This is a genomic window from Chryseobacterium lathyri, from assembly GCF_003290185.1.
GTDB classification, from domain to species: domain Bacteria; phylum Bacteroidota; class Bacteroidia; order Flavobacteriales; family Weeksellaceae; genus Chryseobacterium; species Chryseobacterium lathyri.
This window is the reverse complement of sequence record NZ_QNFY01000003.1, coordinates 356338-370617: the sequence shown is the minus strand read 5'-3', so window position 1 is coordinate 370617 and position 14280 is coordinate 356338. Positions and strand designations below refer to the sequence as shown.

16 protein-coding genes are annotated in these 14280 nt (G+C 36.8%); 7 read left to right on the top strand and 9 right to left on the bottom strand.

The window, feature by feature from the left end; translation table 11 throughout:
* Window positions 1-67 precede the first annotated feature (67 nt).
* A complete protein-coding gene (locus DRF61_RS05950) occupies window positions 68-802 on the top strand; it encodes a DNA-formamidopyrimidine glycosylase family protein (protein ID WP_111955091.1) in 735 nt (244 codons plus the stop codon).
* Window positions 803-977: 175 nt separating this feature from the next.
* A complete protein-coding gene (locus DRF61_RS05945) occupies window positions 978-1604 on the top strand; it encodes a class I SAM-dependent methyltransferase (protein WP_111955019.1) in 627 nt (208 codons plus the stop codon).
* Between the two features lies 1 nt (window position 1605).
* Here DRF61_RS05945 and DRF61_RS05940 read toward each other — a convergent pair whose 3' ends face one another.
* Window positions 1606-2331 carry a LytR/AlgR family response regulator transcription factor gene (locus tag DRF61_RS05940; protein ID WP_111955017.1) on the bottom strand — a complete coding sequence of 242 codons (726 nt, stop codon included), beginning with the start codon at window positions 2329-2331 and terminating at the stop codon, window positions 1606-1608.
* The gene (locus DRF61_RS05935) at window positions 2328-3404 is read right to left on the bottom strand and encodes a sensor histidine kinase (RefSeq protein WP_111955015.1); all 1077 of its coding nucleotides are present in this window, start codon (window positions 3402-3404) and stop codon (window positions 2328-2330) included. Before DRF61_RS05935 ends, DRF61_RS05940 begins: the two co-directional genes overlap by 4 nt.
* Before the next feature lie 193 nt (window positions 3405-3597).
* On the opposite strand from DRF61_RS05935, the gene DRF61_RS05930 reads away from it, so the two are divergent.
* Entirely contained in the window at window positions 3598-4026 is a 429-nt protein-coding gene (locus DRF61_RS05930) for a hypothetical protein (protein ID WP_111955013.1), read from the top strand.
* Between the two features lie 3 nt (window positions 4027-4029).
* Entirely contained in the window at window positions 4030-5001 is a 972-nt protein-coding gene (locus DRF61_RS05925; protein ID WP_111955011.1) for a DUF6268 family outer membrane beta-barrel protein, read from the top strand.
* Window positions 5002-5180: 179 nt separating this feature from the next.
* On the opposite strand, the gene DRF61_RS05920 is transcribed toward DRF61_RS05925, so the two are convergent.
* Window positions 5181-5516 (bottom strand): DMT family transporter, encoded by a 336-nt coding sequence (locus DRF61_RS05920; RefSeq protein ID WP_111955009.1) that lies wholly within the window; start codon window positions 5514-5516, stop codon window positions 5181-5183.
* 1159 nt (window positions 5517-6675) lie between these two features.
* On the opposite strand from DRF61_RS05920, the gene DRF61_RS05915 reads away from it, so the two are divergent.
* Window positions 6676-7395, top strand: coding sequence for an AAA family ATPase (locus tag DRF61_RS05915; protein ID WP_111955007.1), 720 nt, complete (start codon window positions 6676-6678; stop codon window positions 7393-7395).
* 147 nt (window positions 7396-7542) lie between these two features.
* Here the strand turns inward: DRF61_RS05915 and DRF61_RS05910 are convergent, their stop codons facing one another.
* The gene (locus DRF61_RS05910) at window positions 7543-7767 is read right to left on the bottom strand and encodes a winged helix-turn-helix transcriptional regulator (RefSeq protein WP_111955005.1); all 225 of its coding nucleotides are present in this window, start codon (window positions 7765-7767) and stop codon (window positions 7543-7545) included.
* On the opposite strand from DRF61_RS05910, the gene DRF61_RS05905 reads away from it, so the two are divergent.
* Both DRF61_RS05905 and DRF61_RS05900 read left to right on the top strand, forming a co-directional pair.
* Window positions 7686-7874 (top strand): SDR family oxidoreductase, encoded by a 189-nt coding sequence (locus DRF61_RS05905; RefSeq protein ID WP_111955089.1) that lies wholly within the window; start codon window positions 7686-7688, stop codon window positions 7872-7874. The genes DRF61_RS05910 and DRF61_RS05905 overlap by 82 nt on opposite strands.
* Window positions 7875-8060: 186 nt before the next feature.
* Window positions 8061-8210, top strand: a complete 150-nt coding sequence (locus DRF61_RS05900) for a hypothetical protein (RefSeq protein WP_223559225.1) — start codon at window positions 8061-8063, stop codon at window positions 8208-8210.
* Window positions 8211-8280: 70 nt separating this feature from the next.
* Here the strand turns inward: DRF61_RS05900 and gcvP are convergent, their stop codons facing one another.
* From gcvP to DRF61_RS05875, 5 genes are all read right to left on the bottom strand, one after another.
* A complete protein-coding gene (gcvP, locus tag DRF61_RS05895; RefSeq protein ID WP_111955001.1) occupies window positions 8281-11139 on the bottom strand; it encodes an aminomethyl-transferring glycine dehydrogenase in 2859 nt (952 codons plus the stop codon).
* Window positions 11140-11722: 583 nt separating this feature from the next.
* Window positions 11723-12370, bottom strand: coding sequence for a J domain-containing protein (locus DRF61_RS05890; protein ID WP_111954999.1), 648 nt, complete (start codon window positions 12368-12370; stop codon window positions 11723-11725).
* Between the two features lie 377 nt (window positions 12371-12747).
* The gene (locus DRF61_RS05885; RefSeq protein WP_111954997.1) at window positions 12748-13014 is read right to left on the bottom strand and encodes a hypothetical protein; all 267 of its coding nucleotides are present in this window, start codon (window positions 13012-13014) and stop codon (window positions 12748-12750) included.
* A gap of 88 nt (window positions 13015-13102) precedes the next feature.
* The gene (locus tag DRF61_RS05880; protein WP_111954995.1) at window positions 13103-13435 is read right to left on the bottom strand and encodes a hypothetical protein; all 333 of its coding nucleotides are present in this window, start codon (window positions 13433-13435) and stop codon (window positions 13103-13105) included.
* A 14-nt stretch (window positions 13436-13449) separates the two neighbouring features.
* Entirely contained in the window at window positions 13450-14028 is a 579-nt protein-coding gene (locus DRF61_RS05875) for an RNA polymerase sigma factor (protein ID WP_040994467.1), read from the bottom strand.
* Window positions 14029-14280: the final 252 nt, after the last annotated feature.

The following is a 14280-nucleotide window of genomic DNA, read 5'->3' as shown; positions in this document are numbered from 1 at the left end:
TTTTCAAAATTACTCCAAATTTTATTTTTACGGAATAGTATTTGAACTTTTGTTGAAAAGTAAAGCCATGCCTGAAGGACCATCCATTATTTTAATGAAAGAAAGCCTGCAGCCGTTTACCGGACATCAAGTAACGGAAGCTTCAGGCAATGCCAAATTCGAGAAAGAACCATTGATTGGCCAAACACTTCGCGAAATCCGCACATTCGGAAAACAGACATATCTTGTTTTAGACAATACAGCCATTCGAATTCATTTGCTGATGTTCGGATCATACAGTATTGATGAACAGACCAAACCGGATAAAAGCCTGCGCCTGTCAATTCATTTCAAAACCGGAAGCATCTATTTCTACACCTGCTCCGTCAAATCTGTAGAGTTAGAATTTTTATCCGGGATAGACTGGGAAGCCGACGTCATGAGTGATATATGGAACCCTGAAAAAGCAGAAAAGAAACTGAAATCCAAACCGGAAATGATGGTCTGTGATGCTCTGATGGATCAGGATATTTTTTCAGGTGTGGGAAATATTATCAAAAACGAGGTTCTGTTCAGAATTGGCGTTCAGCCGGAAAGCAAAATAGGGAATCTGCCTGCAAAAAAACTTAAGGAACTTATCGCTGAAGCCCGAAATTACAGTTTTGAATTCCTGGAATGGAAGCGAGAATTTGTTTTAAAGAAACACTGGCTCGTCCATACCAAAACAACATGTCCGAAATGCGGGCAGAAACTCGTGAAGAAACAGACGGGACTGGGAAAAAGGCGAAGCTTCTACTGCGAAAAGGATCAGAAGCTCTATTAAAAAATTTACGGCAGCCTTCATTTCAAAAACCTATTTACAAAATCTATTTTCACCAGTGCTTTTTCCATTCACGGAAACGGCTGGAAACATCCTATATTTGGGTCTTCAATGAAAACTATGATTCATCAGTGACTGATGAGCAACAAATAACCAAATAACACTTACATTCTTACAAATGACAGATAATACATGGCTTGACAGATGGAATGACAGGTACAGCAGTGAAGAATTCGCTTACGGAACAGAGCCCAATAATTATTTAAAAGAACAGTTAGAAAAATTAGACCCCGGCACTATCCTGTTTCCCGCGGAAGGTGAAGGCCGGAATGCTGTTTTTACAGCAACAAAAGGATGGAAGGTTTCCGCTTTTGATATCAGCAACGAAGGTAAAAGTAAAGCGCTACGGCTTGCTGATAGTCAAAACGTAGTGATTGACTATCAGATTGGTGAGCTTGAGGCCCTGAACTTTCAGACGGACCAGTTCGATACCATTGCTCTTATTTATGCACACTTTCCGGCTGAAATCAAATCTTCCGTTCATCAGATGCTGGACCGGTATCTGCGTAAAGGAGGAATTATTATTTTTGAAGCATTCAGCAAAAATCACCTGGATTATGTAACCAAAAATGAGAAGGTTGGCGGCCCCAAAGATATTGGGTCGTTATTCTCAATGGATGAGATCAAAGCTGATTTTCCCAATTATGATATTATACAGCTGGAAGAAAAAGAAATAGAACTCAGTGAAGGCTTATTTCACAACGGAACAGGTTCTGTAATCCGTTTTACAGGACGAAAGCGGTAATCTATCCCTCAGAATTCAGAAATCCACCGGCATATTTTGTAAAAAAATCGGATCTGTAGACTTCACCCAGGGGAATCTCAGATTCATCAATATAGATATTATGATTATCAAATGAATCAATAAAATCAAAATTGACTACATAAGATTTGCTTACGCGAAGAAAGGTTTCCCACGAAATTTTCTGGTGGATGGTTTTCAGGTTCATGGCTGTAATGAGTTTCTGCTGCCTGGTGTGGATGACAACATAGTCTTTCAAACCTTCTATAAATTTAATATCTGAAAAGCTGATCTTATAGAATCTCCGGTCTGCTTTGATGAATAAAAAATCTGCCGTATTGGACTCTACTGTATTTTTTACGGTGTCTTTGGATAAAAGCTCTGTGTAAAGAACAGCCTTTTCTATAGCCTTATCCAGTCTTTTGGCGTCTATCGGCTTCAGCAGGTAATCTACAGCTTCCAGTTCATAGCTTTTCAAGGCATACTGGGCATAGGCTGTGGTAAAAATAATCAGGGACTTTTTGGGAAGCATTTCGGCAAATTCCAACCCGGTTACCATTGGCATTTCGATATCCAGGAAGATAAGATCTACATCATTTGTTTTAAGGAAATCCAGAGCTGAAGGAGCATTGGAAAATTCTCCCAGGATTTCGGCTTTTGATGTTTCATTAATCAGCGAACGCATTTCTGTTCTTGCCAAAGGTTCGTCATCTACTATAATACAGTTCATACAGGAATTTTTAAGTTAACGGTGTATTTTTTTTCTCCGGAAATGATTTCCAGGCTGAAGGTGTTTCCGTAGAGGAGCTCGAGCCTTCTTTTAATATTGGCAAGTCCCAGACCGCTGTAGTTTGTACTGGATATAGTCAGGCTTGGATTCATTGAATTGGTGCAGGTGAAATGGAGACTTTTGTTTTCAACACTTATATGTATTGTCACATACGATGTTTTACTGCTGATATCTACACTGTGCTTTACAGCATTTTCAACAAAAGTGGTAAATAAGTTGGGAGGAATAAAAGTACTTTTTAAAGCTCTGCCTTCTGTTTCTGCATTAATATCAAAGGAAAAATTTTCTCTTCTTATTTTTTCAAGATTAAGGAAATTGGACAGAAAATCTATTTCCGAAGTCAGGAGGGTTTTTTCTTCTCCATTTTCATACAGCTGGTACCTTAAAAACTCTGAAAGTTTAACAATTACTGCGGATGCTTTTTCAGGATCTGTTCTGGTCAATGCTTTTACATTATTCAGCATATTAAAGAGAAAATGCGGGTTGATCTGGTTGCGGAGTTCATTCAGCTCCATCTGCAATGTAAGATTGTTGAGCTCGGTTATTCTTTTGGTATCATTGATCCATTTCTGAAGCAGCTTCACTGTAGTTGTGGTCAAAATAATCGGGATGCACATTAATATCCCTTCATAGATGCTGCCCTTCTCCCCTTCCTTCTTAATATTTTCCACTCTGAAATCTTCAAAAAAAAATTTAAAACCGTTGCCTATCATATTCAATCCGATCACCCCCATAAGCACCAGAAGAATCAGATAGGTAATATATTTTGTTTTAAAGAAAAATTTTGGCACCAGAACATAGATATTAATATATACCATTACAATCAGTATAGCATATACAAACAATAAAACATAATACTGATAAATTCCGGAATACCAATGCCAGAATCTTGCGCTGTACAGCAGGAAGAAAAAGAAAATAAGGAACAGCAAGTGCCTGCGGAACTTAAACCGGTCTTCAACCAGAAAGTCCATGACAAGTGTTTCCTTAAATTTTAGTGCGCTGTATTTCATAGTATTCTGCCGGTTTTAATACAGAACAAAAATAGAGAATAACGCAAGAAGTCCCCACAATATTATACAAACCCTGCATTTTTTTATACGAATTATAAAGTATAAGGATTTCGTATAAAATAGAAGCGGTTTGGTATAAAAAAAAATTCCTGCTCTATTATTCTGTCTTCCTTTGCCCTGAATTTTTATGCTTATGGAATTAGCCGTTTTTCAGGAACTCACAGAAGAAATAACCTCAGAATGTTTTTATATGACAGAATCCCAGCAAGAAGAGAAGATCATACAGATGATCGACCTGCATCATTTCGCAGAATGCTATCATTCGGACATCAGGATTTTAAACTACATTAAACATCCTATTAATACCGTAGAAGAAAATGGTATCAGAAAAGGAATTTTATTTTATAATCTTAAACATTCTGCCCCGTTCGACTGGAATGCCTTTGAGGAGTACAAAAGACGGAACCTGCTTAAAGAAGTCTGGTTTGTCTTCGTGGAGGAAGATGCTGTTTCCGACACGTTCCGTCATACTGATTTTATTATTGAGAATAGTCTAGAGATATTTTATGACAAAATATTCGTGTTCCATTTTTTCCAATCTGTCATCCATACTTTAAAATAAACTATGAAAACACTGAGAAAAGTTTTTGTTCCACTTGCCATGCTTCCTTTAAAGAATATTGCTTCGGCCCAAAAAAGAGACAGCATTCCGCTGAAAGTAAGAGCATTTTTTGCTGATAAATTTCCACAGACCCGCGATTTTAATATTGATTATACCGTAACTACACCTTATCAATTCTCTTCGAAACTTCAAGGGGCGGATTTACCTGACAACAAGGTGAAAAGCTTCCAGCAGCTAAAAGCCAATGCCAATATTTATTTCATCAAAAAGAAAAACCTGCTGTTAAGTACTACCCTGAATTACCGTTATACAGTATTCAATACGGAAGCACCGGTTTTATCCGAAACAGATAAAAAGAATGATTATCATTATCATTCCGAAGCGGTCAACCTGAGTTATTTTACAAAATTACTCAATAAAACAGCAATATATACCGCCACTGCTTCAGTGGACGGAAGCGACCGGCATTTTGAAAGAATCAGAGGGATGCTGACTGCTTCTGTTGTTTTAAAAGCTACTCCAAAGACAAAAATGCTGGTGGGCCTGGCCGGGTTTATTGATCCCAGCGCGCAGATTCCTTTACTTCCGATATTTACTTATGAAAACAGATTCAACAACGGTTGGGTACTGGATATTCTTCTTCCTAAAAAGTTACTGATCAGAAAGGATATTTTTGCCAACGGCAGGATTTCCCTGGGAACAGAAATGGAGAATACATCATTTTATATTTACCGGAATACCAGAACTTATGAATTCCGGCAGCTGGAAATCAATTCCGGGGCTATTTATGAACATAATCTCGGCAGTAATTTTATAGGAACTTTAAAAACCGGGATCAGGGCAGTTCCGCAGGCAAGAGTGTTTGATAAGGAGGAATCTTTTAAAGATTATATTTTTGAAGCCAGCTACAAACCTTCATTTTATTTCAATATCGGGGTATCTTATAATCCGTTTGGAAAACCGAGAGCAAAATAATTTCAAATTTCTGAAAACCATTCAAGAGTTCCTGGAAAAGCAAAACCAGAATTTTTGAATCGGTTTTAAACTAAACCCTTAAATGACTATGCTGAACTTTATCCTAAGCTCAGCTTTAAAACCCATTTAAAACCCATACTCAATTTAATGTCTGAAATCTTTAAATCTTAATTAAAAAATCAATGCGTTCCCATTTTTGAAAATACATTAATAACAATCACACCAATCACGATCAGTGCAATTCCTATGATAGCAGGCAGATCCGGCACCTGCTTAAAAGCAATAATACCAATGAGTGTAATAAAGACAATCCCCACTCCGGACCAAATTGCATAGGTTATTCCGACAGGGATCTGACGTAGGGTCAGGCTCAGAAAATAAAATGCAGCAGCATATCCAATAACCGTAATTACAGAAGGCCAAAGCTTTGAAAACTCTTCAGATTTTTTAAGAAAAGTTGTTGCTATGATCTCAAATATGATCGCTAATGCAAGGAATATATAACTGCGTCCCATACAGGCTTGTTTTTTACAAAAATAAGGAAAAGCTATTTCTTTACGTTGAAAACTGACCAATAAAATCAACATTATTGTTCCGTATTATTAATGTTATCTAACTTCTTCTATTTCATTTTTATTATATCCCTGGTTAATGTGTATGAAGGAAAAAATACTCTAAGAAAATACTTCTCTTAATATCCCTTGCTGGTGAATATCTATCAGGGTATTTATTATTAACAATTTACAAAAAGAAAACTTATCCTCTTTAAAAATGTCTGACAGTAATTGTTTCAATCTGTCACTATTTCCAATACATGTGACAAAATTTACAAATGTCTGTCATAAAATTAGTCAGGCTTTAAAAATTTAAGCACAAAATTCACTCCTGAAAAATAAATTTTCTTAACATAATAATTCATCCATTTCCCAAAATCTGACGTTCAAAACCCAAATGAAAAGTGAATGTTATGCACAGCATTTTTAATTTTTTGTTTTATCAAGTCCAATATAGAAGCATTGAAACAGTTGTCAACTTTTTAATTTTTTACAGATAAGACAATAAATATAGCAATAATTTCATAAAAATATATTAATTTTTTGTAAACAAAAAGCTTGTTAAAATTAACAATTCATACACTTAACATACTGATATACATCATAATTATTTGCTTTGGCACGTGATTTGAAAACTGTAATATTGCAATTAGAAAATTGATAAAATAAAGTCAAATAATTAAATAAAACAAAAAATGATAACTTACATCGGTATCGCAACATGTGTAGTAGTATTCGCTTCTTACTTTATGACAGTAAAAAGAGAGGAAAGAAACTAAGTTCTATTTAAGGAAAGCTTATAGAACATCTATATTAATTGTATTGTTTATGTTTTTTAATCTGAATAGTCAGATTTGCTCTTTTACTCACCGGAGTAAAAGAGCCCAAAAAACATATCCCTTCAACTGAATTCATAGCAAATTTTATATATCCCAAATAGTCAAGCCGAACCAATAGTCCGGCTTTTCTTGTAATATCTGGCCAACAGGCTTTAGCCCGTTCTTATTGAATATTCTACTCTTCCCTGCTCTGGACTACCTGCTAATTCTGATTCAGACTTCACTCATCATTCCATAAAGCTTTATCTTTGTACAGATAAAAATTATTTTTAAATTATAGCATGAATCTGTATAATCTCATCATTCAGGATAAAGAGGAGGTAACCCTCAATGACGTATTTCTCGGCAACGACAACAGAGCTCAGCTGGTACAGCTCATTAAAGAACATACTTATGTAAAAGAGCTGCAGGAATATGGTCTTCCGGTAAATAATAAAATCCTCCTGCAGGGAAATTCCGGATGCGGAAAAACCATGACCGCCAAAGCCGTTGCCAATGCTTTGGGTAAAAATATCCTGATTTTAAACCTGAGCAATATCGTTTCGTCCCGAATCGGGGAAACTTCCCAGAATATTAAAATGATCTTTGATAAAGCGGCGAGGGAAAGATCTGTCCTTTTTCTGGACGAACTGGACCAGATTGGGAAAGCAAGAGGGAGCGACGATAAGGATGTAGGCGAAATGAGAAGACTGGTGAACACGTTGATCCAGCTGATCGATTATTATCCTGAAAATGCTCTTTTAATCTGTGCTACAAATCACGCAGAAATCATTGATACTGCCTTACTGAGGCGCTTTCAGCTGAAAATCAGCTATGAAATGCCTTCCGCTGAATTTCTCGATACTTTTTATGATGATCTCCTGTCAAAATTCCCGGAAGACCTGAAAAATATACACCGTAAGTACAATATTTCTTTTGCTGAAGCGAAAGATCATGCTTTGACATCGGTAAAATCAGCTTTAATTAAAAAACTGGAAGCCAGAGAAATCACACAGCCATGAAAGGAGACATCCTCTACAATCTTGAGGTTATCCATGACAGGATAAATAAAGCCTGTGAAAAAGCGGGCAGAAATAATGAAGAAAAACAGTAAGCTAACATAGTTTAGCAACCTTGTTCAATTTCCACGGTAAATCATTACCACTCACCTATCTCTTCAAAATAACCTTCCGTAGCCGCTCTTCATGCTGATCTCCCCAATTTCCCAGTGCAGAAATAACAGGAATCAGTGTCTTTCCAAAGTCCGTAAGATAATACTCTACTTTGGGCGGAAGCTGGGCGTAAATGATTTTTGAAACCAGTTCGTGTTCTTCCAGTTCTTTCAGCTGAATATAATGGATGCACTGGGAGGAATTCCTTACGTAAGACCGCAAAACCTGAAGAAGTAGTTGAACTCATAGGATTCCTGGTCTCACCAAGAGCTGATTATCTCACAGGAACCGAATACATTATTGACGGAGGAACAATACCCACGATTTAAATCAATAGTATAATTATCCATATTTCTCCCGTTTTATATTGATACAATACAATCTAATATTTACTATTTATCACATACAGAATTATTATTTAAATAGACTAATTGGTATCTTTTTTGATCATAAAATCTTTAAAACCAAACAAATACACCTATATGATTAAAAAATTATTCTCGGGCTGTCTATTCATGACAGTAGTATTCTTGTCTTCGTGTGATAAAGATCACAGTACATCACAGGTAAACGATAGTGAAGCATCAATTAAAACAGTTTCAATGGTAACTTTTGGAACCATGGCTGTAGCACTTCTTGTAGCCTACAGCTCCCGAAGAAGGTAGCAGATAAATAATAAAAAAAGCACCCGTTTGAAAATCAAACGGGTGCTTTTATCTTTACTATAATAATTAATTACATATAAGCTTCAATCGGCTCACAAGTACATACTAAGTTTCTGTCTCCATAAGCTTCATCCACTCTGGATACGGAAGCAAAGAATTTGTGGTCTCTTACCCATTCCAGCGGATAAGCTGCCTTTTCTCTGCTGTATGGTTTATCCCAAGAATCTGAGATAACCAATTGTTCTGTATGAGGAGCGTTTTTAAGCACGTTATTTGCCTGATCTGCTTCTCCGTTGGCAATCTCATCAATCTCTTTTTTGATTGAGATTAATGCCTCTGCAAAACGGTCGATTTCAGACTTGCTTTCAGATTCTGTAGGCTCTATCATTAATGTTCCTGCTACAGGGAAAGAAACGGTAGGTGCATGGAATCCATAATCCATAAGTCTCTTCGCCACATCAGCTACTTCAATTCCTAAAGATTTGAACTGACGGAAATCTACGATACATTCGTGAGCCACTCTTCCATTCTCGTTTGAATATAAGATCGGGAAATGCTCTGCTAATATCTCTTTCAGATAATTCGCATTCATGATGGCATGGCCTGTTGCTTTTTTCAGTCCATCCGTCCCTAACATCTTAATGTAAGAATAAGAAATGTTAAGAATAAGACCTGAACCGTAAGGTGCTGCAGAAATACCGTCGATCGCATCTTTAGAACCGATTTTGATATTGGCATTGGAAGGAAGGAAAGGAACCAGGTGCTTGGCCACACAGATCGGACCTACTCCAGGACCTCCGCCACCGTGAGGAATTGCGAAAGTTTTGTGTAAGTTCAGGTGACAAACATCTGCTCCAATGTTTCCAGGACTTGTGAATCCTACCTGAGCGTTCATATTGGCACCATCCATATATACCTGTCCGCCATGTTCGTGGATCAGGCTTGTAATTTCTTTAATATTGTCATCAAAGAATCCGTATGTTGACGGATAAGTGATCATTACACAAGATAAGTTCTCAGAATGCTGTTCTGTTTTAGCTTTTAAATCTTCAAAATCAATTTGTCCGCTTTCAAGATTTTTAACGACAACAATTTTCATTCCCGCCATTGCTGCAGAAGCTGGGTTTGTTCCGTGTGCAGACTGAGGGATCAGTACTACATTTCTGTGGCCTTCACCTCTTGAAATGTGATATTCTCTGATCACCATTAATCCCGCATACTCTCCCTGAGCTCCGGAGTTTGGTTGTAATGAAGTTCCTGCGAAACCAGTAATTTCAGCAAGATCTTTTTCAAGTTCTTTGATCATTTCCTGGTAACCTCCGGCCTGATCTACCGGTACAAACGGGTGAACACTTCCCCAATCTGCCCAGGAAAGCGGAAGCATCTGAGTCGCTGCGTTCAGTTTCATGGTACAAGATCCAAGAGAGATCATTGAATGCGTTAATGACAGGTCTTTTCTTTCAAGACGTTTGATGTAACGCATCAGTTCTGTTTCCGTATGGTATTTATTGAATACCTGTTCTGTAAGAATTTCATCTTTTCTCAAAAATTCTTCAGGAATGCTGTATCCTTCTTTAATTTCTAATTTGAAAGTCTGCTTGTCTTTAAACTGAGCAAAAGAAGCCATCAGATAATTTAATTTCTCCAATGTTGTACTTTCATTGATCGCAATACTTACCACTCCTTCTGTGAAATAGTTCAGATTAAGTCTGTGATCAAGCATCATTCTCATTAACCTTCCTTTTTCATCTTCGCTCATTGTGATTTTCACAGTATCGAAGATTGGCTCTTCAACGGTTTGATATCCTAACGCTTTAAGACCGTTCTTCAAAGCATTGGCTTTAAAGTGGATCTGATCAGCAATGTAGTTTAATCCTTTCGGACCGTGATAAACTGCATACATTCCTGCCATTACCGCAAGAAGTACCTGTGCTGTACAGATATTGGAAGTGGCTCTTTCTCTTTTGATGTGCTGCTCTCTGGTCTGAAGCGCCATTCTCAGTGCACGTTTTCCATACATATCCTGAGAAACCCCGATGATTCTTCCCGGAATATCTCTTTTATAATCTTCTCTGCAAGAGAAAAATGCTGCGTGAGGACCTCCGTACCCTAATGGAATACCAAATCTCTGTGAAGTTCCAACCGCACAGTCAGCTCCCATAGAAGCCGGTGACTTTAATTTAACCAAAGCCATCGGATCACAAGCTACCACTACCTGCAGATCTAATTTTTTATAGTCTACGATATCTTCTGTGTAATCCAGAACGATTCCGTTTTTACCTGGATACTGTAATAAAACACCATAATAAGTTTCATCAAACTGGTGAGTTTTATGATCACCTTCCACGATTTCGATGGCTAAACCTTCTGCTTTGGTTTTTAAAACAGAAACGGTTTGAGGTAAAACAAGATCGGAAACGAAGAATTTGTTGGCATTCGCTTTTTTCTGGTCCTTCGTTCTGTTGTTAAAGAACATGTGCATCGCCTCGGCAGCCGCTGTAGACTCATCTAAAAGAGAGGCATTAGCCAGTTCAAAGCCTGTAAGATCGCACACTACGGTCTGGAAATTCAGAAGCGCTTCCAGTCTTCCCTGGGCGATTTCCGCCTGATAAGGAGTATACGCCGTGTACCAGCTTGGGTTTTCAAAGATATTTCTCTGAATAGCTGATGGTAAAAGGGTATTGTGATATCCAAAACCAATGTAGCTCGTATAATCAGTATTCTTCGATGCCAAATCTTTCGAATGGTTCAGCATTTCGTATTCTGAAAGCGGTGCCGAGATCTCAAGATCTTTCTCTAAACGGATAGAAGAAGGAATGGTCTGAGAAATTAGTTCTTCAATACTTGAAACGCCCAATTTTTCCAACATCGCCTGTTTATCGGCTTCATTAAGGGAAATGTGACGGCTCACAAACTGTTCTGTATTCATTTTTATTTATTAGATTTTGTTCGTAAAAAAGATTCGTAAAATTACAATTTTTTAAACGATTGTACAAGAGTCTGAAATTGCCGAAATAATAGGGAAAATTCCGGATCAGTTAAAAAAAGAAACGATATAAAAACTATTTATTACATAAAATTTAAAAGCTCAACTTTTTAAGTTTTAATATAAGGTTTTGTTAAACTGACCGTGCAAAAAATAAATCAGTTTAAAACTTGTATTTAAATTTTATTCAGTCTAAATTTTAGTTTTTTGTTTATACTGATTATTATTTTCAGGTAATTTTTTGGACCCAAAAACTATGCTTTCATTCTAAAATCCGGTATTGGATACCTCATAAACACACTGATAAACAGGGGTGATAAGATTTATAAAATTTTATTAATTATATTTATTCTAAATTAATATATTTGCAGTATGAATATGATTATCCCATTTAAAGTACCGCCTTTATCGCCAGTATACTCATTCAATAATGAAGACATGTTCTGTGAAAAGAAATCATGTTGTAAGAAATTTAAAAAGGGAAAAAGATGTAAAAAGTGCCCGGGAAGGAAAAAGATGGCTTAAACTAGCCAAAATTTCTGAACAGGAAATATATTGCTGCCGCCAAAATAAGAATTCCCCAGATCAGCATCATGATCTTTGGCTGGCCTGTTCTGTTGATTGGTGTTCTTGGCTGAGGCTTAAACATTTCCTCAACACTGTTTTTAAACTGAGCAGCATCATTCTCAAAGACTTCAGTAATCGTAATTCCCTGTACCGCAGTTTTGTGAAGCAAAGAATTTGTCGCATGAAGCAAAAGCTGGAATTTTCCGTCTTTAAATTCCGTAATCTTAAAAATCCGTTCTCCAAAAGGTTTTTCCAGGCCGAAAGGCAGTATTTTTACCACATCGGCATTATTCGTCTGCCAGTTAATGATAATCTCCTCCCCTTTTTTTGCATGAATTTTATTGGACGTAAAAGTTTTGATAGAAGGCGGAGTATTGTATCTGAAACTCTTCTGATGACTCTCTAAATTCTGATCATAGGTACGTCTCTTTCCTGAATCACTCAATATTTCATACGCTTCCTGAATTTCACGGAAACGCCCGGCAAAGAAATCATCATTATCATTCTTGTCCGGATGATATTTTAAAGATAATTTTCTATAAGCCTTTTTGATGTCTTCTTCTGAAGCATCCGGAGAAATCCCGAGAAAATAGTAGTAGTCTTTCATTGAGCTACACAAAAATAGGAATTTATTTTTTTCCTTATTGAAAATACAGAGGGCTATTTGATGAAAAATAATGATGTAAGGTCTCGTTTTGTTTCCATAATAAAATTTCACAGTGTCATTGCGAGCGAAGCGAAGCAATCTCTTTTAATGCAAAGACCACAAAGATTTTTTGAACATTTGATGTTTTTAAGCTCGCAAAGGCGTCTCAATTAGCAAAAGATTCTAAATATGCTGTGCTTTTCTGGTGGCTGAAGCCCTTGAAGTCATCTGTATTTTGAGATTGCTTCGCTTCGCTCGCAATGACAATAAAAAATTCCGGCGCGGGAAGCAAAGCTTCCCGCGCCGGAATTAACAATTTCAATTTAGTTATTTACTGCTTAAGCTTCTGCAGTATTGTTCTTATGTCCTGTTTTGCAGCATCTTGAAGCGAATTCTTTTTTGAATTTCCCTTTCAGTTCCTGATACTGTTCTTCGTTCATTTCTCTGATCTTATCTGCCAAGCCGAAAGGCGATTTTTCTTTGATTCCGTATTCGCTGAAAATACCTTTTATAAATCTTTTTCTTTGTATTGCTTTTTTGGCAACTAATGCCACTCCTACAACGGCTAATGCTCCCAGAACTCCTTTTAATGCTGAATTTTTCATTTTTTCAAAATTTTAAATTTTACTACTTCTTGTTTTTTATAGAGACGGATGAATTTCAATTTTACTTTACTACTTCTTAAATTTTAAATTATCCGTTATTTCTGTTGAAGAATCCTCCTGAACATCTGTTTTTCCATACTTCTTTAAATTTTTCCCGTTCTTCAGGAGATAGTCCAGCCATTTTCTCTCTCATTTTCCTTTCTTTAAAGTCTCTCACTCCTTTTCCGAAATGAAATCCTCCAAAAAGAATCTTACTTAAGATAAGAATCCCCATTGCCTGCCAGAATGTAATGGATTTTACCCCCAGGATCTCAGGAAGCAGACAGTTCCAAAGCCACATCACAATAAATGTAACAGTAATTAAGATCAATGGCGGACATAAGAGTAAAAAAATCCAGCCTTTTTTGTGTTTATGATTCATAATTTTCTTCTTTACTAACTATTTAAATCTTCGTATAATTTTCTCAGTCTGTTTCTTAAATGCTTTACAGCATAGTTTTTCCTACTGATAATGGTTTTAATATTTTCGCCCTGTTCATCGGCTATCTGCTGGAGGGTTTTGTCGTTCAGTTCGTTTTCTACGTAAACCAACCGTTGTTTCTCGGGAAGCTCGTCCAATGCTTCGAAAAGCTTTTTCCAGATTTCGTCCTGGAACATTTTAACTTCGGGGCCTGCACTCTCGTCCAGCAATAAGATATCTTTGATAGAAAAACTTCCGTCTTCATCTTCATAGACAAAATCTTCAAGATTTTCAGTTTTCTTTTTGCGGTAACGGTCGGTGATTTTATTAGCAGTCACCCTATACAGCCAGCCGCCTACATTCACAATCTCGGAAAGATTGGTCAGACTGCTGAACTGAAACCACACTTCCTGCAGAATATCTTCCGCATCTTCTGTGTTTTTCACTTTCGGACGAATATAAGACATCAGTTTTCCTCCGTACTTTGAAACGGTTTGTGAGATGATGCTTGCTTTCTCCTCTTGTGGCATTGTTATTTCTTCGACAACCTCCATATTGCTATGACGATCTGCCTTTTGATTTTACTTTAATAAATTTAAAAAAAATTATTGACTGTTGGGATTTTGTTTCTGGATGCGGGTTTGTGAGTTTGGGGTAAGAGAGTTTTAGAGTAGAAGATGAAAGGAATATGATCCGCGATTTCAGTTGCGAGTTGATGGATTAAGACTTTTGAGTATTTGAATTGTAAATAATCACTCTTTAATCTTAACTTCAACCTCAATCTCATATCTGATATCTCGCATCTT